The organism is Sinorhizobium sp. NG07B, from assembly GCF_002532005.1.
Classification (GTDB): domain Bacteria; phylum Pseudomonadota; class Alphaproteobacteria; order Rhizobiales; family Rhizobiaceae; genus Sinorhizobium; species Sinorhizobium fredii_C.
Genome location: NZ_NWTD01000016.1, coordinates 21,979 through 41,719, shown reverse-complemented (window position 1 = coordinate 41,719; position 19,741 = coordinate 21,979). Strand labels below are relative to the sequence as shown.

The window sequence follows — 19,741 nt, the reverse complement described above, 5'->3', positions numbered from 1 at the left end:
GCTAGTTCGACGACAAGCAGTAATCTGCCGCTGGGCAGCGGCGAGGACCTGGCACCGAGCTCGAAATCGTCCGGTAACCGGTGTCTCAAACGGAAGCAAGCCAATCCCGCTCTCTTGTGATGGCGTCCTGGCCCGGTTCCGGATCTTCCACGATCAATCCGAGAGGGGTAAGCAGCGGCCGCTTCCGCTTCGCGTTGCGGTGATCGCGCCCGGAGCCCAATCCTTTCGAGGAGCCATCGAGCGGGAATTGGCCCGCTCCCGAAGGAGCCTCTCAAATGTTGCACGATCTTTCCCTCGCACGCCTTGCAGCTCTCCCGCGACCTGATGGTCCCGGTCACCCTCTTCGAAGTCGACGGCGAATACGGCGTCCGTCCTTCCAAGGAGATCGAGACCGACGACGAGCTGGCGGATCGCCTCGGCCGGTTCATTGAACCGGCAACTGCCTTGGCGTGCCGCTGAGCGCGGGCCGCAGCTGCGCCGCGGGGCGACGGCAGCATTGCATGATCCGACGATTGCCAGCCCCGCCCGTTCGGCCTTTGGTCTTCGCGGCCTGCCGAAGGCGCCCCTGAACAGACGGGCAGGGAAGCATCACTGAGGCCGATCGCATGGCGATCGGAAGGAAAATGAAGAGAAGAGAGATAGAGGTGCTGCGCAAGCGGGTGAGCTGCGGGGCCGTTCTCGAACGAGCCGGTTTTGCCATCGACGTCAAGGAAACCACGCGGCGAGCGGTAAAGTTTCGTCGCGGCGTCGAAGACGGAGTGCAGCAGGCACAGACTTGGCGATAATTTGGAGGGCGCGTCCATCGTCAGGTAAATCCCGTCACCATGCGGCTGCAGACATCCATCGCCAGTGTCAGCCAGGGCCGGCCGATCGGCTGCCTCCTCGTCGACGACAAAGATGTCCGACTTCGTATGGTCCACCTGAACAACCTGCAAAGGCCGGGAGGCGGCAAACACCCCAGCAACGGCCTGTGTCTGCTTCACGATCTCGGTTTCGCCGCGTCGTTTGGCGCGCCTCTGCAGATCGATCTCCTCGAGACGAGCCTTGATCGTTCGCGATGCGGCGGCTTGAGGCCGACCGAGATGCAGTTTGTTTGCACATCCCGGACCAGCTGCGAAACTGTCGGCCGGTTTCGCGTTAGGTGGTATCGGTTGATCGTCGTGCGGATGATCTGTTCCCGTTTGTACATCCAGCACCCGGTGTCCCTCTGGTCGACCGCGCTTGCGGTCCCCCAACGACATGACCGTTCCAAAACAGTTTGATACGGCGGTACGCAGTTGCCCGACTGGGGCAAGGATCAGTGCGAAGGACCGCCATTTGCCGTCGCTCCAATGCCTTCCGGGTGGGGCGGCAAGCGAGCGCGCACCTTCCGATTGACCCTCTTGCCATTTTCTTCAGGCCCGGATCTCGGCAAGACGCGCAGCACTGATGCCAACGCGGTGGAAGTCTCGCCCGAAATATATGAGCCCATCACAACCGGCCTGATATCGAACGGCCGTCACTCCGCAATAGAAAACAGTGTGGGTGCCCACTTCGGAAGCAGAATCGATCTGACAATCGAAAGCCCCATCGAGCACCGGAGCGCCCGTTTCAAGGACACTCCATTTAGCACAGGCGAGGCGTTCGCTGACTGACAGCCCCTTCGTAGCAAACTGCATCGCCACGTCACGCTGATCGGCTGATAGAACGTTGACACAAAGATTTCCATTCTTGCGAATGATTTCGTTGTTGGCGCTCGAGCGATTGATGCAGACGAGGAGCGTCGGCGGCTCGTCCGTCACCGAGCAGGCTGCGGAGACTGTACATCCTGCAAGGCCGCAGCGCCGTTCGACGTGACGATATTAACTGCCGCAGCCAGACCTGCCATTGCGTCTCGGTACTGGGACCTATCAACCATGTGAAATCCTGCAACTCACAAGTGAAATCACTTGGCAGCCGCATCGCCGCGACACTTCGCGGCCGAATGCGTTTCTTTGCTGCGCGACCCACACCAGATGATGGTAATCCACCTACTTGATTCGGAGGCGAATATCAGAACACGTCGTGGTCACACTTGCCCGAAGCATCTTCGCCAGAAATCTTTGACTCGAACATCGTGTGCCCGCTTCAAGTCTCGGGCCTGATATGAGGCACATGTTGGGATCTGGACAGCATTCGAAGCGTAGATCTGCATTCAACCTCCTACATCACTTCCGACTTTAGCTCTGCGCCAACGACGTCGATCGAATGGGAACATAATGTAGTCGCGCACGGTGAGCGGCTCGGGCTGGTCTCGGAGGCCAACTTCTGGCCACTCATTCTTTTGTGGCCAATATGCCGTCAGAAAAATCGTGTCCCAGATGGTTGTAAAGAACCCGTAGTTTCGGTGCCGGTGATGCGGTTCCATCGAGTGGTGGATGCGGTGGAACTTATTATCGCCAATGATGTAGCGAAGCGGCCCAAGATTGATGCGAGTGCTAGAGTGTGAAAGATGCGCCTGAAAGGTGATCAGGGTCATGGCAACAACCGGCACCACGCCAGATTCGAAGTGGATCAGCGCGAGTGGTAGTGCTACCAACGCTGCGTAAATGAGGGGCTCGGTAATGTGATGATTGCAATTCCATGCCGTCAATTCGCGGATCGAGTGGTGAGTAGCGTGGAGGCGCCAGAGAAATGGAACAGCATGCTGAGCGCGGTGCATCCATTAGTAAAAGAAGTCGCCGGCAATTGCGACCAAGACCCCTGAAAGGACGGCCAATCCAGTGTTAATTATTGCGTTCTCAGAGTGAAGCAACGTCCCGAAGTCGATTGTTACGAGCGGCTTTACCCCTAACCAGTCTAAGCTTACGGCGTAGAGGTGCCAGATCAAGGCACCCCATCCGAGACGAATAATCCAATTCCGCACGCCGCGAACGTATGAGGCAAAACTGTAGCGATAAGCCGGAAAAGTTAGCTCCAGCGCGGCGCAAAAGGTAGCGAAAATCACAACCAGCTCAAGCGATTTCACAAAGGACTGGATCATCTGATCAACATCGAGAATGTGCATTTGTTCTGCTCCGGCGAATCTTTCTGATCAACGCGGTCGCCTTCGTCACGAGGGCAGTCCAACCGGGATCGGTATCCGCGCAGAAAGCACGATGGCCACGTCATGCAAATTCCTCGCACGCATCCAAACGGTGATCATTCCGCCGTACGGCGGGGCACCGCGAGGACGCTATGCGGTATTCTCGCCCTTGGTAAAATCCATTGTTTGGATAACGCCCATCCGTGGCCCAAATGGCTGGAGGAGCCCAGCAGACGAGGTGGCTTACGGGAGGCGTTTGGATTGGTCGACTACGGATACTACCAAAGCGACGCAAGCCATCCCCGGTCACGGCAGTATTCGTTCGGGTCTCCTGCGCGACTTTCCCAAGTATTGGGGACGGGACGCCCTCTGGCTGATTACGAGGTATCAACCGCGGACCGAGGTCGCGAACATCGCGATGCTGGTACCTTTGATGGTAGTTCAGCGGGTTGCAGGCGCAGCCAGCGATGCGATGCTCGCGCGGGAAACTGACTGCGATGGTGGTGGAAGCGCAAGGACACGGCCATCACCACGAAGCTCGCCGTAGAACGGGACGACTCTTTCACCTGATCGGTGCGGATAATGGGCCCCACCGGCAAATGAGGGAACCCATGCCCGCCCGAAGGCCTTCGCATCAGGCCTCTTCGACGCGGCTCGTCATCCCGTCGTCTTCTGCCAAGCGAAGCGGTCATCGAGGTCCTCTTCGATCACCCCGGCCGCGTATAACTGTTCGAGCAGGTCGGCGACCGCAAGTACGCTTGATCCGTCCGTCGCGACCCGCCTAACGAGCTCCGAGGCTGTGCAGTTGCCGCACGCGATTAGTTGGCCAACGGAAATCGGAGCGACATCGTCGAGCACCCTGTGTTCCATGTTGCGTGACCGGAGCTCGAAGTACCCGTTTCCTGGCCTGTATTGCAGGCCGCTGCGGAAGCGAATTGGCAGGCCTGGGGCTGGGCTCTCGAGCATATGCTGATCCATCATGCTCTGCAGCCCCTCCCGAAACTCATCAGGCGTCCTGAAGAAACGTTGATCCACAATGCGATACCCGAGAGGCCACCGTTCACTGCCCGGTACCGGCGTCACCAATTGTGAACGTCCCTGCGGCATATTTACGAGGAAGCCGGAAACACAGGCGATTGTCGTGTGATAGCCCTCCGGCAAGGCGATTGCATCACCTTCGTTGGCTACCCTGAGCTTCTGCTTGCGCGCGCGTGCCCGCCCGGTGAAAGCCTTCGCGGTCGGCGCCTCCTTGCCCTGCAGGATGAGTTCGACCCCGAGCAGCTCCTCAGGCGAAAACGCCATGTGAATCTTATTGAGATGCGCTGTGCTCAGCACAGAGAAGCGATTGGTAGTAGCGCCGTAACGGTCGAAGAGTCTGAGCACGCGCCTGGTGAGGGCCTCATCCTTGAGCGGGGCGGCCGTCGATGTTTGCGGCAATGCCCCGGTGATTTGATAGTAGTCGTACAGAAACTGATCGTAGTGCGGGTTGTCCATAGGATCTGTGGCCCAGTAGCAGAAACCAGTGCGGGCTGCCGAACCAAACATCTCGCTTGCAACACCAACTACACCGCGCCAAAGCTCTGCATGCTCTTCGTTGTAGTCATAAAAGCCTTTAAAGCGATCGGCCGAGAGGCCACAGAACCAGCAGCCGACGGTGCAACCTTCGCTCAGCTCGAAGGCGATAACGGGGTGCGTGATCGACGGCGCCGATCCGCCCAATTCTTCGTTGCAGCGCCGCATCTGCCGCTCACGCCAGGCATGAAATCGAAGGTTGATCTTCGACATATCGCCTTCGATGCGTAGGCGGTCGCGATGGCGCGACATCTCGCGGATATGGTCATCCCACATCATAGCCAATGGCCAGGGGGCAGACTCAGGCTTGAAGCGATATTTCAGGTGGTCACTGCGCCAGAGCGGCAGCATTTCCATTGGGTCAACTTCGATGCCGTAGCGCTCTGATACCGCTCCAGGCGCGTCGACGTTCTCCGAAAGCGCCCTGCGGAACTTTATGTCACCAGACAGCCGTTCCATGAAGCGCTTGACGTGTGACAACGTGCGCCGTTGCTCCGGTGTGCGCCGGTCAATATTCGGTCGGCAGTGTTCGCCCCGAGGGTACGAGTAGGCCCCTGAAGGCATATCTTGCTGGCCTGATGTCATGTTTCATTCTCGATGAGGATGGCTTTCATGTTCCCTTGGCACCGGCTCGGCGAACTCGATGCCGGCAGAGCCAGAATCACACCACCACAACAACAACTACAACAGCTACAACGACCGCGGCGAAGCCAGGCAACTTTTCCTCGGCGCCGATCCTCTTACTGGTTACCTTCTGTGGGTTGGCTAACCGTATGTAACTTTTCACCTCATCAGGCGTGATGTTGTAGTCGAGGCTCTTTCCGACCGCCGCGATCGATGCAAGGCCTGTAGCAGTTGGTTTGACGTTTTCAAGCAGGCTCACTTTTCTCCCTAAGTCGTTGACGAATCGCTCTACATCAGTTTGCGGCATAGCTGATTTCCGCCTTTACTCAATGTTGCCACGCTACCCATCTTGCTCTCGCAAACGCTCAAGTGAATGATGCCATGAACGAGGCAAGCGGCGTACCAATCTGAGATCTCTGATTTTGCGCCTTGTCTGACCGTATACATTGTCAACTTGCCGACATTTGGCTCCCGAACCCGACGATTGGACTGTCCAAAATGTCGCCAACCGAGCATTCTTTCAGTCAGCGCTCTGCGGCGCCAGCTCAGTTGTGGAGACCCCTGGTGGATTCCCCAGCGCAGCATCGATCGGGTGGCGGGGACGACATTTCATCTGACGCACGAATTCCTCTCGCTGATGCTTGCCGTCCGTCGACCATTCTGGAGGGTAGCGATTTCATACGTTCCGTGGGAGGCCACATAAGAATCGCAGCAGGGAAGCACTCAAGGGATTCGCGCGCGAGCCTGTGGCAAGCCCGAGACTGAATAAGTAGCTATCGAGCCGAGCGGGGGACGAGGAGCAAGACGTCAGAGCGGGGACCAAAAGAAGGGGCCGCTGCCCACGCCATGGGCCGTCAGCCAACGGTCGCCGCGAAGGCTCCTACGGGTCGACGGTTAGATCCCATAGCGGTCGAAGATCTCGTTCCCAGAACAAGGACCGGCCTCCGCGGCCGATCCACCAATTGGACGATCTCAGTTAAAGAACGCGAACGTTTTCTGCCTTCGATTTTCCGGTCTTGCGATCCTGACCTAGGTCGTAGCTCACTTTCTGTCCTTCGCTCAGCGAACTGCCACCTTGCAAGGCAGACACATGCACAAACACGTCAGCCCCTCCATTTTCGGGTGTAATGAAGCCAAATCCTTTGTCTCCATTGAAAAACTTAACCGTGCCAGTGGCCATGAGCATATCCTCGACGCTTTCACGGCTGATTGCCGCTTGAAGAGCTTTAAGCCGGCAATGTGTCGCCCGCAATCTGTTTGATCCTGATCTTGTCCCGAACATCGGACCACTCACGCAAATGGAGGCGTCCAGAGGTTCATCATGTGTCGGCCGAAAGGATCAGTGGTTACGCGGTTGCCGGTGACGACGCGGGGGACCATCGCTTGGTTTAGGGGCGACGAGGTTCCAACAGTTTCATCGGCACCTATTCTGCTGCGATACCATGGCCGATATGGTGTTCATCCGTATCGTGGTCTCGCGCGACAGCAACCCTACGCATGACGATGGGACGGTCCTCAACTTCCTTGTCAATCCGGATGCGCGCTTGAATGACCGCCGGCCGATGGATCTGTTGAAGCCCGGCGACGTGAGACCGGTGGTCGAGGCCGCAACAAGTGCATGACGGCACCGCTCCCCCCGGCTGACCTCGCGATCTTTGTCCTGCCTAGATTACCAACTTGAGATGACTGGACAAGACCAGGCCTGCGGCCCCCCGTAACGCGGTGTGACCTTCTCCGATCCCGTTCACCGTAATGGAAATCTCCTGGTTTGGCCGCTTCCTGACCAGGCGTTCGACATGCTGCCTGACGCGTGCGGCGGCGTCTGGGCCGCCACCTGCGATGTCGCCGTGCAGGACATAGGAGTTGAGCGACAGGGTCTGTTGCAGGTTGAGGATCCCGAACGCGACATTGCGAGTATAGCGATCGAGCAGAACATCGGCGGCCTCCGATCCTTCGGCGGCCTCTTTGACGAGGCGAGCGGAGGTGACACCTTCGGGATTCGCCAAACCGAGTCGAGCCGCTTCTCGCCGTAGCCAGGGCAGGGCGGCGACGGTTTCCCAACATCCATGCTTGCCGCAGTTGCAGAGCTCGCCATCTATCTGGACCACCGTATGGCCAAGTTCGCCTCCGGAGCCGGCAAGCCCCCGATAAACCCGTCCGTCGATGTAGAAGGCTCCGCCCAACACTTCACCGGTGTAGATTGCCGCGAACGTCTGCTGGCCCCGTCCCGGTCCAAACCACCGGTCGCCGACGAGGAGTGCGCGGGGGTGGTGATCGATGACCACGGGAAGCGAAAAATGATTCTGCAGGATGTCGACCAGGCGCAGACCGCTCAGAACCGGCGCGAGATTGACGGCAAGGATCACACCGTTATCGCTGTCGATCATTCCCCCCGAGGCAATGCCAATTCCAAACGGCGCCTGGTGGGCTTGGGACAGCGTTGCCGACAAGGTCTCCTTCATGATCGCCAGGAACACATCCCTGTCTCCATGCGGATCGAATTCTGCCTTGGTGAGCGCGTTGATCTCGCCGCTCAAAGTCACCAGGCATGTCTGGATTCTGCCCGGCAAGAGAAGCACGGCGCCGAGCATCGGGGCTTCCGGATTGAAATAGATCGGACGCGCCGGCTTGCCGCCCTTGAAGTCGGAGGGGACCGCGTCGCCTTCGACGAGCAGGCTCTCTTCAATCATCGGCTGGACGATGCCGGTTATCGTCGTCCGGTTCACGCCTGCCAGACGGGCAAGCTCCGCGCGGCTCTTGGGGCCGTGGTCGTACAGGGCCTGCAGCACTCGGCCACGATTGATCTCGCCCAGCGTCGACTGTGAAACAAGCGTCACGTTGCCACCGTCGCCAGCGTCCTTGTGGGAAGGACTGCGCTGCCCCAGCGAATAAGGTGGTTGATTCTCGAATTTCAACTTGCATCTCCGATTTGGCAGCTGGTCTTTCTAGCCTGTGAGCGCTTGCTCGACCAGACGGAGCCTGCGCGCACACACGAGGACCCAGCGCGGTTTGGCGACTTCTTGACAGTAGCATAAGTTTGTGCGAAGTACAAACTAACTGCTGCAAAACGGCAGACGAGGGGTAACAATCTACGTCGAGCAGGGCGCCAAACGCGTCCGAAAATCGATTGAGGTTGGATTACAGATAACTGAGGAGGAGACATTCATGACATATATCGGAAACATGTCGCGCCGGAACATGCTGAAGTCGGCGTCCGCCGCGGCGCTCCTGGCGTCAGGCGTCGGCGCGCTTGTGGCGCCACGGCGTGCAGCCGCCGCCGGCACGGTACGGGTACTGTCTGTCGAAGACCCGTTCTTCTTCGCGATGAAAGCGATGATCCCTGAATACGAGAAGGAGACCGGCATCAAGGTCGAGCTGGAAAGCCTCTCCTATGATGCGCTGCAGACCCGCCTCGTCTCGGCCTTCGTCGCCAAGACGTCGGATGCAGACGTCATCGCCGTCGATCAGATGTGGCTCGGTCAGTATCTCGACAATGGCTGGATTATTTCGCTCAACGACTTCATTGCCAAGGACAGCGACATCGATCTGTCAGACTTCATTCCCGAGGTTCTCTATTCTTCGAACATGTGGCGCGGGCAGATCGGCACGCTGCCGGTTGCGGCCTATGCGCAGGGCGTCATGTACCGCAAGGACATCTTCGATGAGTTAGGCATCGCCGTGCCGCCGGCCGAGAGCTCGGAAGACTGGACCTGGTCGAGATACCTAGAGACGCTGAAGGCGCTCGAAGGCAAGTCGTTCGGCGGCAATCCGCTGTTCCCGACGGTGGTCTGTGGCTCGCAACCCTCGCCGATCACCCATATGTTCACCCAGCTTTCGGTGAGCCATGGTGCGAACTGGTTCAAATCCTTCCCGGGCGCTCCGTGGGATTTCTCGCCGGAACTGACCGGTCCGGCCTGGATAAGGACGGTGGAGATCTACCGGCAGCTCTACAAGCTCTCGCCGCCCGAGGCGATCAATTACGTCTGGTTCGATGCAGGCACCCGCTTTGCCAAGGGCGATATCGGCATGTTCTACTGGTGGACGCCGTATTTCTACCTGGTCAAGAATTCCGGCTACATGACCGGCAAGAAGTCGGATGTGATGGACAAATACGCAACCGCTGCTTTGCCGAAGGCCGAAGGCCTGCCGCAGACCGTCAGTCTCGGCGGCTACAGCCTCGGCGTCCCCTCGAGTTCCGAGCGGCAGGAGGCGGGCTTCGCGTTCATCAAATGGGCGACGTCGAAGGCGACCCAGAAGAAAATGGCGCTCTGGCCGGACCTCAACTACCAGTTCTCCGACTTTGCCCGCGCCTCGCTCTACGAGGACGCGGAGGTGAAGGCGGTCTATCCTTATCTCGACGTCCAGTACGCGATGATGAAGCAGGGCAACGGCAAGATCACCCGCCCGCCGGTTCCTGGCTACACGGCCATCGAGAGCGTACTCGGCCTCACCTTGAACCAGCTCCTGACCGGCACTGAAGACCCGAAGACGGCGCTCGAGCGTACCAACGGCCTGTTCGAAAGCATCCTCAAGGGCAATCTGATGATCCCTTATCAGAAGGAAAGCTTCACGGACACGCTCGACGGGGCCAAAACCCTGATCAGCACGCTCAGCAAGGCGTAATAGAGTTCTCCTCGTGCCGGCGCGGCAACGTTCGCGCCGGCAAGCCGAGTGAAGAAGAACTGGACCTTGAAATGCACTCTAGAACTGCTCGCATGCCACAGGCGCTTGCGCCTGCCCGGATAAGCTTTATCCGGCGAAATCTGCCCTACCTGCTGATCGCGCCTTCGGTCATCATGCTGCTGGCGCTGATCGCCTACCCGCTGCTCTTTGCGCTCAAATCGAGCTTTTATTTCTGGAACCTGCAGGTCGGGCCGCAGCCCTTGGCGTTCGTCGGCTTTGACAACTACGTCCAGGCCCTCAATGCCTTCGATTTCCGCGCGGCGCTCACCAACACGCTGATCCTGTCGGTCCTCGGTACCGCGATCGAGTTCGGGCTTGGGCTGGCAATTGCACTCGTCCTGCTCAAGGCGCTGCCCGGCATGAATGTCGTGCGCGCGCTCCTGATCCTGCCAACCACGATCGCGCCGATCGTCGTCGGCTTTCTGTTTCGCTATCTCTACGATCCCGGCGGCGGCTTGGTGACCTGGGTTCTGCAGTCTCTTTCGCTGCCCATTCCGGCGGAAGGTATTCTCGGCTCGCCCTCGACGGCGCTCGCCGCGATCCTCTTCGTTGACATCTGGCAGTGGACGCCCTTCTTCGCCATCGTTCTCTATGCGAGCCTGCTCGCCGTCGCCGACGAGATCATCGAGGCAGCCAGACTTGATCGCGCCTCGGCCTGGACGATCCTGATGCGCATCAAGCTGCCGCTGATCCGGCGCACCGCGATCATCATCGTCATGCTGCGCTTCATGCAGATCTTCAACACCTTCGACACCGTGCTGGTACTGACTCGCGGCGGACCGGGGACTTCGACGCGCACGCTCGGCTATTCGCTCTACGAGCAGGGCCTGGTGAACTTCAATGTCGGGCTGGTCAGCGCGATGACTTGGATCACGGTGCTGATCATCAACATCATCGTCGCCCTCTACGTGTTCTTCGCCTTCCGCAATGAGGAGTGGTGATATGTCAAGACGCACGACGTTCTACACTGCGCTTACCTATGCTGCTGGCCTCCTGTTCCTGGCGGTCTTCATCGGACCGATCATCTGGTTCCTGGCGCTCGCCATCCGTCCAGCCGAAACGGCGTTCGCGATGCCGCCGGAGCTCACCTTCGAGCCGACACACGATGCCTTTAGGCATATTCTCGTCGACCCAGGCACCAATGCGCCGCAACTGGTGAACTCTCTCATCGTGGCCATTGGCGCCGTGCTGCTCAACCTGCCGTTCTCGGTTCCGGCGGCCTATGCGCTCTCTCGTTTCAAGCTGCGCGGCAAGAAGAACATCATGCTCTGGTATCTCGGCTTGTTGATGGCGCCGCCGATTGCCTTCCTGATCCCGTATTTTGTGCTGATCAACCGGATCGGCCTGCAGGGCTCCTACCTTTCGATGGTGCTGGTGCTGCAGACGCTGACGATCCCGTTCTCGGTCTGGCTGATGAAGAGCTTCATCGACGAAGTTCCGGCTGAACTTGAGGAAGCCGCCCGCGTCGACGGGGCCCGCTGGTATACGATCATGTGGCGGATCACGCTTCCGATCGTTCGCCCCGGCATCATCGTCACATCGATGTTCGCCTTCGTGTTCGCCTGGAACAATGCTGCCTTTCCGCTGGTGCTGAGCTCGCGCTCGACCGCCACGCTTCCGATAGGGACGCTGGGATATTTCGCCACCAGCGGCGTGACCTGGAACTACATCGCCGCGGCCGCGGTGCTCGCGATGATCCCGCCGATGATAATCTTCCTGGTGTTCGACCGCCACGTCGTCAGAGGCCTCACCTTCGGTTCGGTGAAAGGCTGATCGCCCCCTTTTGAATGGAGTAGAATTGAATGAGCAAACTTCGCATGGGCGTCATCGGCGCCGGCCTTTGGGGCAACAACCACGCCCACACCTTTAACGTCCTGCCGGAAACCGAACTCGTCGGCGTCTGCGACCTCGATGAGGGCCGGGCGTTCAAGATGAAGGAGAATTTCGGCGCAGCTGAGGCCTTCACCGATTATCAGAAGCTGATTGCCAGTGACGATATTGATGCGGTGTCGGTGGCAACACCCGACTTCACCCACACGCCGATCATCCTCGCGGCGCTCAGGGCTGGCAAGCATGTCCTGAGTGAAAAGCCTTTGGCGACGACAGTGAAAGAAGCCAAAGACATTGCCGAAGCTGCGGCGACGTCCAAAGGCAAGCTGATGATCGACTTCCACAACCGTGTGAACCCCATCCTGTCCCAGCTTCGTGACATGATCCAGGACGGCCAGATCGGACTGGCAAAGCATGGCACCGCGCGGCTTTCGAACACGACATTCGTGCCGTTCCAGATGCTGAGCTGGGCTGCGAAGTCTTCAGCGCTCTGGTTCCTGGGCAGTCATCTCGTCGACGTCCTGCGCTTCATCCTCGCCGACGAGGTTACCCGCGTCTACGCTGTTGCCCGTTCAGGCACATTGTCAGCCGGAGGCGTCGATACAAAAGACTTCCACGTGTCGATCCTGGAGTTTTCAAAGGGTACGGTCGTGACCATGGAGAACAGCTGGATCCTCTCGCGTGACAACCCGTCTCTTGTCGATTTCAAAATCGAGTTCGTCGGCGAGAAGGGCCAGATCCAGGCGGATCCAACCCATAACGGCGGTCTTCGCCGCGTCATGGAAGGCGGCCTGAGATACAACGACTACATCGGCGTAACGCCCACCGGCACAACCCGGATCGGAGGCTTCGTGCAGGAGTCCATCGCCCGCTTCGTCGATAGCGTGGTGCGCGACGTCCCCTTGCTCGCGGACGCTAACGATGGCCTCGCCAACACAAAGGTTCTAGCCGCCATCGAGGAGTCGGTCGCCAACAGCAAACCCGTGAACATCGGCTGATGTTTTAACCCTCACGAGGCATTCCGGTCCGGAGGATAGTTGCCTCGCCTCTTGATGCTTGGAGTAGAATTATTATGGCGTCCATGACCTTCGACGGGATTGGAAAAATCTTTTCAGACGGGACCGTCGCCGTCGCCAATGTGAGCTACACGGTTGCCGACGGCGAGTTCGTCGTGCTGGTCGGACCTTCGGGCTGCGGCAAATCCACCTTGCTCAGGATGGCGGCGGGGCTGGAGACGCCGAACAGCGGCCGGCTTCTGATGGACGATCAGGATGTCACCAACACCGAGCCTCAGGACCGCGACATCGCCATGGTGTTCCAGAACTATGCGCTCTATCCGCATATGACCGTCTACGAAAACATGGCTTTCGGCCTGCAGCAGCGCAAGATGCCGAAGGACAAGATCGAAAAGCTCGTCCGCGATACGGCCGAAATGCTCGACCTGACACGCTATCTGCAGCGCAAACCCGGCGCGCTGTCGGGCGGCCAGCGCCAGCGCGTGGCGATGGGCCGCGCCATCGTCCGCCATCCCATGGCCTTCCTGATGGACGAGCCGCTCTCCAATCTCGACGCCAAGCTCAGGGTCCAGATGCGTGCCGAGCTCAAGCTCCTGAACCAGCGCCTCGGCGTCACCACGCTCTATGTCACCCACGACCAGGTCGAGGCAATGACGATGGGCGACCGGGTCGCGGTTCTCAAGCCCGTCGGCAACGCCGGCGAAAGCAATCTGCAGCAAATCGACACGCCGCAGCTGCTCTATGACCGGCCGGCAAATATCTTCGTCGCAGGCTTTATCGGCTCGCCGGCGATGAACTTCGTGCGGGCCGAACTCCGGGCGGAGGGGGCAGGCCTGCGCGCGGCGATCGCGGGGACCGGGATCAGTTTTCCGGTTCCCGCGAGCGCTGCCTTGTCTGCCTATGGCGGACGCCAGGTCGTCGTCGGAATACGACCGGAGATGTTTCTGGTGTGTCCCGAAGCTGAGGCGCTGTTCAACGAGCCAGTCCCGGTCGCCGAGGCGCTCGGGGCCGACACCTATGTCTTCTTCGACATCGCGTCCCCGCCCGTCGATGTCAACGGCGCCGAGGAGCCGGAGGATTTCAATCGCAAGGGCACCAATCGCCTGGTGGCGCGTATCCCGCCGGCAGCGACGCCGGCGCCCAATCAGCGACTGCCGCTGACAGTGGATTTGCAAAAGCTGCATTGGTTCGACCCGTCGACAGGAACTGCTATTCGCGATTGATCCGGATGGAAGATCAAGCACCGACTCGCTTTTACAATCGTTTCCCGACCCTCCCAGGGCGCCTTGGCTGCCGTCGATCAGGTCCCGACGGCAGCCCTTTTTTTGGTTCAGCATTTCGGGGACGAGCGGTTCCGGACCTCATCAGCAACATCATGGGGAGTAGCGTGTGAGATACGTGTCGACCTTTGGGAAGTTCTTCCTGCTCATGGCTAACGACGAGTTTTGAGCTTTCGTTGCAAAAGTCGAGAACAGGTTCCGATGACGAGGTAACAGACTGAATTTGGGTGTTTATGACGACGTGGAAACTTCCGCCCTTTGAAAGATCGTGCCTTAGGTGGATATCGCTGGGCAGGAGCGTCTCCGAGATCGCCTTACTCGAGGGAAAAAGCGAAGCAGAGATCAATCTGTGCTTGGATCGAGCCCTTGTCTTACTTGGGGCGACCTCGTTGGAGGAGGCGCTCAAGAAGGCGGATCTCATCTAGATAGACTGCACGCTGCCATAATTGGCAGACGGAATTTTTCTCATTCGGGTTAGCTCACGTGCACACCTTTGCAAGCGCAATCACAACCCCCGCGCCGGAAGCACCATCATACCCAATGCTGGACCAAACGTGCGCTGCCATAGCACAGGCAGGGCAATTGGGAATAGCTCTGGCAGAAGTCATCGCTGGACGCTCATGAACTGCTCGCTATAGATGGATGCATTCAATGATCGACCATTCACAACGCCCAAAACGTGTGTTAGAGCGCGTTGTTCGAAATCAAGGTGGCTCATCAATGCGGATTGCACCACGCTCGTTGCTTTGCCTAGCTGCGGCATCGCATCCTTCAGCGTTGCGAGGCTTCTCCTGAATGAGTGGGAATGCTCTGACGCGGTTATTTCCACGCGTAAGGGGTGCGTGCAAAAACAGAATTTGTCGATAATCTTGCACATCTCACAATTCGATGCCCTCTGGCCGATTTCAGTGAAGATCGCTTCCGCTCGGCGCGCGGGTTCGGCCGATGACAATGCTTCACAAGATGCCGGTTGGTAGCGAGCCTGAGGCTCTGCGCGGGCGAGTGCGAAGGCTAGGATTTCTCGTGCCACAGCATACGAGTCCGCTATGGCCCATTCGGTGAGGGGCCTCGTGAAGTAGCCCTTTTGGGGGATGGATATGACCTTTCCCTCAGCTGCAAGTCGGATAAGTGCTTCGCGTACCGGAGTTCTTCCAATGTTGAGTTTGGCCGATAACTCAACGTCACTCAGCTGTTGCCCCGGCATAAGCCCGTAGCTGTACAGCAAGTGAACTACTGCATCATAGGCCGCATCCGCTTTTCCGCGCGTTCTTGGTGGCTCAATTCCACGACATTGGGCGGCATGATCACAGACCCACATCTTCGCACTCTCCTTTGTCGATGTCGTTTGACAATCTACTGCAGGATGCCAGAAACAAGCTTGTTGGGTCACATTTCACATAATGGCGGGTCGAGCAAGCGTGCCGTTGGCACGACCTTGACGAAGTTTCGCGTGCTTTTCAGATGTTCGGCGGTCACCAGCGGTACTGCTTCGCTGGACCTGGGCATCCGAGATCCGGCCCAGCTCGACAGCGTGTTCCTCCAATCACTGAGGCCACGCCAGCTGATAGATGGCGGGAAAAATACGGAGGCATGGTGTGCAGCTCAAGAGGACTTGGATTGAGGCGAGACTAAATATCGGAAGATTGGTATGCTTAGCGGAGCAAAGGCCGCAGTTTGAGGAATTATATTCAAAAATATATTTTACATGTTGCTTGATTATTGTTGCCCGTGCATTCACTTTTCGCCGCGGTAGTCTTGGATGAGCAGAGCGAACAGTGCCAAGAGGCTGATGGATCGTGAATGATTTCGTGCACTAAATTCATGTCGGCGTGATTTCATTTTGGGTGAAAGTCGGTGCCGATGGTCCTGGCGAAGCAAATAACACTTCCAAAGTGTAATCGACTTTCCCGCAGCTGACCGGGAGGTCTGGAGATCTGTGGAGTAGCTTGAATTGTGAAGGCTTAACGGATGACTGAATGCATGCCCGCCTGCGAATTCCTAGAGCTCCTCATATTCGATTGCGATGGGGTCCTCATCAACAGCGAAAGCATCGCCACCGAGGTACACGTCGAGGCTCTCGCAAAATTAGGGTACGCCATAACTGCTGAGGCTTATAATAGTCGTTTCATAGGCATGACCGATCAGCAAAGCTACTCTATCATCGAAGCCGAGGCAGGCCTGCGCCTGCCGAATGACCATCATCAACGTGTGATGATGGAGATCTCCAAGCGATACTCGTGCGAACTCAAAGCCATCGCGGGTATTCGACAGGCTTTGAACGCCATCAGCCTGGCAAAATGCGTGGCCTCGAGCAGCGACCCGACAAAGCTGCGTTTTGGACTCGAGATTACAGATCTTTACGACCTTTTTGCGCCTCATGTCTTCAGCGCGTCCGAGGTTCCGCGCGGCAAGCCCGCGCCCGATCTCTTTTTGTTCGCAGCGGAGAACATGAAAACACAGCCCGCCAACTGCCTGGTCATCGAAGACAGTGTTGCTGGGGTTCAAGCGGCGGTGGCAGCCCGGATGCGGGTGATAGGCTTTGTCGGCGGTTCTCATTGTGTCTCGGGCCACGCAGAGAAATTGTTGGAAGCAGGCGCCACGGGAAGCTTCAACCACATGGCAGTTTTACCGGAGCTTCTTAAGAAGCTTCAAATGAACAGTTTATGTGAGTAGTTGCTCACGCAGTCCACCGGTGTATCAAACGCGTGGGCTCTGTCGGACACTTCGGGCATTACCGGCACAAAGCACAGCAGTTACCGTGACGTTTCTTAATCGGCGACCCTGACGCTAATTGCCGCTCCTTGAGCTTTGCTTTCGCGCTGAACGCCGTAACGCCTAGAAGAAAAGAGGACTAGTTAGAAGATGCACGGCGCTAGCAGAACCACAGTCGAGTACTTGGAAACATATCCGAATTTCATTCCTGTGTGTGCAAGCTGGGCTTTCGGGCAATGGGGTTGCCAATCGAATGGCTCATTCGCGCAGGCAGAGCGTGAGTTCTTTGAGGGAGCACAGACAAAATCAATTCCGCTGACTTTGATCGCGATCGAGGCTGACAGACCTGCAGGCATGGTCAGTCTGTGGGAAAGTGATTTCCGAGGAAGATTGGATCTGACTCCGTGGCTTAAGTCGCTCTACGTCCATCCGTTTCATCGCAAAAAAGGAATAGCATTGCTGCTAATCAAGAGGCTGGAACAAGAGGCTTGGCGGCTCGGCCATCGAAGCCTTTACCTTACAACCGAGGACGCAAAAGACCTCTACGCAAAAGCCGGTTGGCAGGAGATAGAGTCCGTACGAACACCATATGGCGAAGCGGCATTAATGACCAAGGCGCTGACGCAGGCCAACGATGCCTGTTTAGAGTGATCACGGATGCAAATTGCGAACTGCATCTCGCTTCGCGGCTAGGCATTGCCTTGGTGCCTTGAGGGGAATCAAATTGAAGTCCGCATTAGTTTATTGACCCAGCAAATCCATCGAGCATGGAAAACTCGAACTAAGTCGCTGCCGCTCCAGACTTGTGGGCAAGTGTTTCGCAGATCGCCCGATCGGCGGAATTCAGGTTAGCCAACCTTTCGGATAAGGCGGAGCCTGCGAGGATCCATACGGCGGTGGAGGAACTCTTGCAGCCAATGACCTTGCCGACCACGTCGCCGGAGTTTGATGGCGGTCTCTGATAGCAACCGATCAAGGCCGCCTTGGCACGACGGCTGTGGTGAGTTGAACCCGTCGCTTCGTCCATCAACGATGAACGGTACGGCGTGATCACGCCCTCGGATGATGCCGAAGCCATCGGGCGTCTTGCCGTCGGGAAAGTTCTCGGCCGCGTGCGACCATCAAACCCAGCGAGATGTCGGAGAGGTGGCTTCGTTTTCCGGATAGCTACAGCCGACATCGAAGTGGTTTCCGGCGAACCACACCTGCTGCAGCCAATCCGGATGCTTGAAATATCGCGCAAGGGCTGCCCCGCACATTCAGCGCGAGAGCAGGTCTTTGTCGGGCTCCTGCTGCGCCGATTGTCGGCAATGAGACTCAATGCCAGAAACCTGACACTACGCGCCGCTACGAAGTGCCTGCCGAGCCTGCGAATTCACTTCGGCACGCGATTTGCTCTGTTCACGGCATCGTCACCAATCGCAGTGCGATGGTCTTGGGACGGACACCTCTCGTGGCTGTTCGCGTCTGGTCCGTTCCGACGGTTGCTGTGGCAATGACTTGGCGCTCGGTTGTGAATCGCGAAAATGCAGGGAAGTGTTGGATGCGATCTAGAGTTCTTCTTTTGGGACTGCCTGGGCGCTGCGCTGGCGCGCCTGGAATTGCGATGCGCCTTTCCGCCGCTGTTCGTGCGGCTGGAGGATCTGGCGCTGACCGTCGTCGCGCGGGACCTCGTCTACATGCTGTCTTACGTCATTCGCTGCCCGCAACGCCTGCCGGTCACCTCCCGCCCTTCCATCGCTTAGAGAAGTGAAGTGCCACCATGTCCGAACAACCCTTGCCGACGCTGCCGATGTGGCGCGTCGATCACATCGAGCCCTCGCCCGAGATGTTGGCGCTACGCTCCAACGGTCCGATCCACCGCGTGCGCTTTCCGTCCGGGCACGAAGGCTGGTGGGTGACAGGCTACGACGAGGCCAAGGCAGTGCTGTCCGACGAGACGTTCCGGCCCGCGGGAATGCCGCCGGCGGCATTCACCCCGGATTCGGTGATTCTCGGTTCGCCGGGGTGGCTGGTCTCGCACGAGGGGGGTGAGCATGCCCGGCTACGCGCAATCGTGGCCCCGGCCTTCAGCAGCCGCAGGGTGAGGCTGCTCGCGCAACAGGTCGAGGCGATCGCCACGCAGTTGTTCGAGACGCTGGCGACCCAGCCCCAGCCCGCCGACCTGCGGCGCCACCTCTCCTTTCCGCTTCCGGCCATGGTCATCAGCGCACTGATGGGCGTGCCCTACGAGGATCACGCCTTTTTCGCCGGGCTGTCCGGCGAGGTGATGACGCACCAGCATGAAAGCGGCCCGCGCAGCGCGTCGCGCCTGGCCTGGGAAGAACTGCGCGCCTACATTCGCGGCAAGCTGCGGGAAAAGCGCCAGGATCCGGGCGACAACCTGCTGACGGATCTGCTCGCGGCGGTCGACCAGGGCGAGGCGACCGAGGAAGAGGCGATCGGCCTGGCGGCGGGCATGCTGGTGGCGGGGCACGAGAGCACCGTCGCGCAGATCGAATTCGGCCTGCTGGCCATGTTCCGCCATCCGCAACAGCGCGAACGTCTGGTCGGCGATCCATCCCTGGTGGACAAGGCGGTGGAGGAAATTCTGCGAATGTACCCGCCGGGCGCGGGCTGGGACGGCATCATGCGCTATCCGAGGACCGACGTAACCATCGCGGGCGTGCATATTCCCGCAGAGAGCAAGGTGCTGGTCGGCCTGCCGGCGACGTCGTTCGATCCGCGCCATTTCAACGACCCGGAAATCTTCGACATCGGACGCGACGAAAAGCCTCACCTGGCGTTCTCCCACGGGCCGCACTACTGCATTGGCGTGGCGCTGGCCAGGCTGGAACTCAAGGTGGTGTTCGGTTCGATCTTTCAGCGCTTTCCCGCCCTGCGTCTGGCCGTGGCGCCCGAAGAACTGAGGTTGCGCAAGGAGATCATCAGTGGTGGGTTCGAGGAGTTCCCGGTGCTCTGGTGATGCGCGGACGCTGCCG

At 58.6% G+C, this 19,741-nt stretch carries 20 protein-coding genes and 1 pseudogene; 13 read left to right on the top strand and 8 right to left on the bottom strand.

Annotated elements, in window-relative coordinates:
- Positions 1 to 275: 275 nt before the first annotated feature.
- The 3 genes and pseudogenes from CO664_RS31605 to CO664_RS30890 all read left to right on the top strand — a co-directional run bounded on the left by CO664_RS31605 (position 276) and on the right by CO664_RS30890 (position 1,262).
- A pseudogene (locus tag CO664_RS31605) lies at positions 276 to 459 on the top strand (hypothetical protein).
- 164 nt (positions 460 to 623) lie between these two features.
- Entirely contained in the window at positions 624 to 785 is a 162-nt protein-coding gene (locus CO664_RS30895; RefSeq protein ID WP_158254901.1) for a hypothetical protein, read from the top strand.
- 39 nt (positions 786 to 824) lie between these two features.
- The gene (locus tag CO664_RS30890; RefSeq protein WP_176536690.1) at positions 825 to 1,262 is read left to right on the top strand and encodes a hypothetical protein; all 438 of its coding nucleotides are present in this window, start codon (positions 825 to 827) and stop codon (positions 1,260 to 1,262) included.
- A 132-nt stretch (positions 1,263 to 1,394) separates the two neighbouring features.
- On the opposite strand, the gene CO664_RS27190 is transcribed toward CO664_RS30890, so the two are convergent.
- The 6 genes from CO664_RS27190 to CO664_RS27170 form a co-directional block, all read right to left on the bottom strand.
- On the bottom strand, positions 1,395 to 1,781 hold the full coding sequence (locus CO664_RS27190; protein ID WP_234820035.1) for a flavin reductase: 387 nt from the start codon (positions 1,779 to 1,781) through the stop codon (positions 1,395 to 1,397).
- Between the two features lie 392 nt (positions 1,782 to 2,173).
- Entirely contained in the window at positions 2,174 to 2,680 is a 507-nt protein-coding gene (locus CO664_RS31430; RefSeq protein ID WP_234820034.1) for a sterol desaturase family protein, read from the bottom strand.
- Between the two features lie 3 nt (positions 2,681 to 2,683).
- Complete coding sequence (locus CO664_RS31425; protein ID WP_234820032.1) at positions 2,684 to 3,025, bottom strand: hypothetical protein; 342 nt, start codon at positions 3,023 to 3,025, stop codon at positions 2,684 to 2,686.
- A gap of 675 nt (positions 3,026 to 3,700) precedes the next feature.
- Positions 3,701 to 5,200 carry a radical SAM family RiPP maturation amino acid epimerase gene (locus CO664_RS27180; protein WP_097540476.1) on the bottom strand — a complete coding sequence of 500 codons (1,500 nt, stop codon included), beginning with the start codon at positions 5,198 to 5,200 and terminating at the stop codon, positions 3,701 to 3,703.
- A 76-nt stretch (positions 5,201 to 5,276) separates the two neighbouring features.
- Positions 5,277 to 5,546 (bottom strand): hypothetical protein, encoded by a 270-nt coding sequence (locus tag CO664_RS27175; RefSeq protein ID WP_097540475.1) that lies wholly within the window; start codon positions 5,544 to 5,546, stop codon positions 5,277 to 5,279.
- A 669-nt stretch (positions 5,547 to 6,215) separates the two neighbouring features.
- Positions 6,216 to 6,419: a cold-shock protein gene (locus CO664_RS27170; protein ID WP_097528089.1), complete on the bottom strand. Its 204-nt coding sequence runs from the start codon at positions 6,417 to 6,419 to the stop codon at positions 6,216 to 6,218.
- A 262-nt stretch (positions 6,420 to 6,681) separates the two neighbouring features.
- Here CO664_RS27170 and CO664_RS27165 point away from each other — a divergent pair, with 262 nt between their 5' ends.
- Positions 6,682 to 6,861 carry a hypothetical protein gene (locus tag CO664_RS27165; RefSeq protein WP_097540473.1) on the top strand — a complete coding sequence of 60 codons (180 nt, stop codon included), beginning with the start codon at positions 6,682 to 6,684 and terminating at the stop codon, positions 6,859 to 6,861.
- A gap of 42 nt (positions 6,862 to 6,903) precedes the next feature.
- Here CO664_RS27165 and CO664_RS27160 read toward each other — a convergent pair whose 3' ends face one another.
- Positions 6,904 to 8,154: an ROK family transcriptional regulator gene (locus CO664_RS27160; protein WP_097540472.1), complete on the bottom strand. Its 1,251-nt coding sequence runs from the start codon at positions 8,152 to 8,154 to the stop codon at positions 6,904 to 6,906.
- Positions 8,155 to 8,404: 250 nt separating this feature from the next.
- Between CO664_RS27160 and CO664_RS27155 the strand changes: the two genes are divergently transcribed.
- From CO664_RS27155 to ugpC, 5 genes are all read left to right on the top strand, one after another.
- Entirely contained in the window at positions 8,405 to 9,862 is a 1,458-nt protein-coding gene (locus tag CO664_RS27155; RefSeq protein WP_097540471.1) for a sugar ABC transporter substrate-binding protein, read from the top strand.
- 71 nt (positions 9,863 to 9,933) lie between these two features.
- The gene (locus CO664_RS27150) at positions 9,934 to 10,863 is read left to right on the top strand and encodes a sugar ABC transporter permease (protein ID WP_097540470.1); all 930 of its coding nucleotides are present in this window, start codon (positions 9,934 to 9,936) and stop codon (positions 10,861 to 10,863) included.
- 1 nt (position 10,864) lies between these two features.
- A complete protein-coding gene (locus tag CO664_RS27145) occupies positions 10,865 to 11,695 on the top strand; it encodes a carbohydrate ABC transporter permease (protein ID WP_097540469.1) in 831 nt (276 codons plus the stop codon).
- A gap of 29 nt (positions 11,696 to 11,724) precedes the next feature.
- Positions 11,725 to 12,750: a Gfo/Idh/MocA family oxidoreductase gene (locus CO664_RS27140; protein ID WP_097540468.1), complete on the top strand. Its 1,026-nt coding sequence runs from the start codon at positions 11,725 to 11,727 to the stop codon at positions 12,748 to 12,750.
- 74 nt (positions 12,751 to 12,824) lie between these two features.
- Entirely contained in the window at positions 12,825 to 13,991 is a 1,167-nt protein-coding gene (gene ugpC, locus CO664_RS27135; RefSeq protein ID WP_097540467.1) for a sn-glycerol-3-phosphate ABC transporter ATP-binding protein UgpC, read from the top strand.
- Between the two features lie 661 nt (positions 13,992 to 14,652).
- On the opposite strand, the gene CO664_RS27125 is transcribed toward ugpC, so the two are convergent.
- A complete protein-coding gene (locus CO664_RS27125; RefSeq protein WP_097540466.1) occupies positions 14,653 to 15,366 on the bottom strand; it encodes a GntR family transcriptional regulator in 714 nt (237 codons plus the stop codon).
- Positions 15,367 to 16,016: 650 nt separating this feature from the next.
- On the opposite strand from CO664_RS27125, the gene CO664_RS27120 reads away from it, so the two are divergent.
- The 4 genes from CO664_RS27120 (at position 16,017) to CO664_RS27100 (ending at position 19,725) form a co-directional block, all read left to right on the top strand.
- On the top strand, positions 16,017 to 16,721 hold the full coding sequence (locus CO664_RS27120) for an HAD family hydrolase (protein ID WP_245426469.1): 705 nt from the start codon (positions 16,017 to 16,019) through the stop codon (positions 16,719 to 16,721).
- A 189-nt stretch (positions 16,722 to 16,910) separates the two neighbouring features.
- A complete protein-coding gene (locus CO664_RS27115; protein WP_097540465.1) occupies positions 16,911 to 17,411 on the top strand; it encodes a GNAT family N-acetyltransferase in 501 nt (166 codons plus the stop codon).
- 875 nt (positions 17,412 to 18,286) lie between these two features.
- Positions 18,287 to 18,505: a hypothetical protein gene (locus CO664_RS27105; protein WP_202859964.1), complete on the top strand. Its 219-nt coding sequence runs from the start codon at positions 18,287 to 18,289 to the stop codon at positions 18,503 to 18,505.
- 17 nt (positions 18,506 to 18,522) lie between these two features.
- The gene (locus tag CO664_RS27100) at positions 18,523 to 19,725 is read left to right on the top strand and encodes a cytochrome P450 (protein ID WP_097540464.1); all 1,203 of its coding nucleotides are present in this window, start codon (positions 18,523 to 18,525) and stop codon (positions 19,723 to 19,725) included.
- Positions 19,726 to 19,741: the final 16 nt, after the last annotated feature.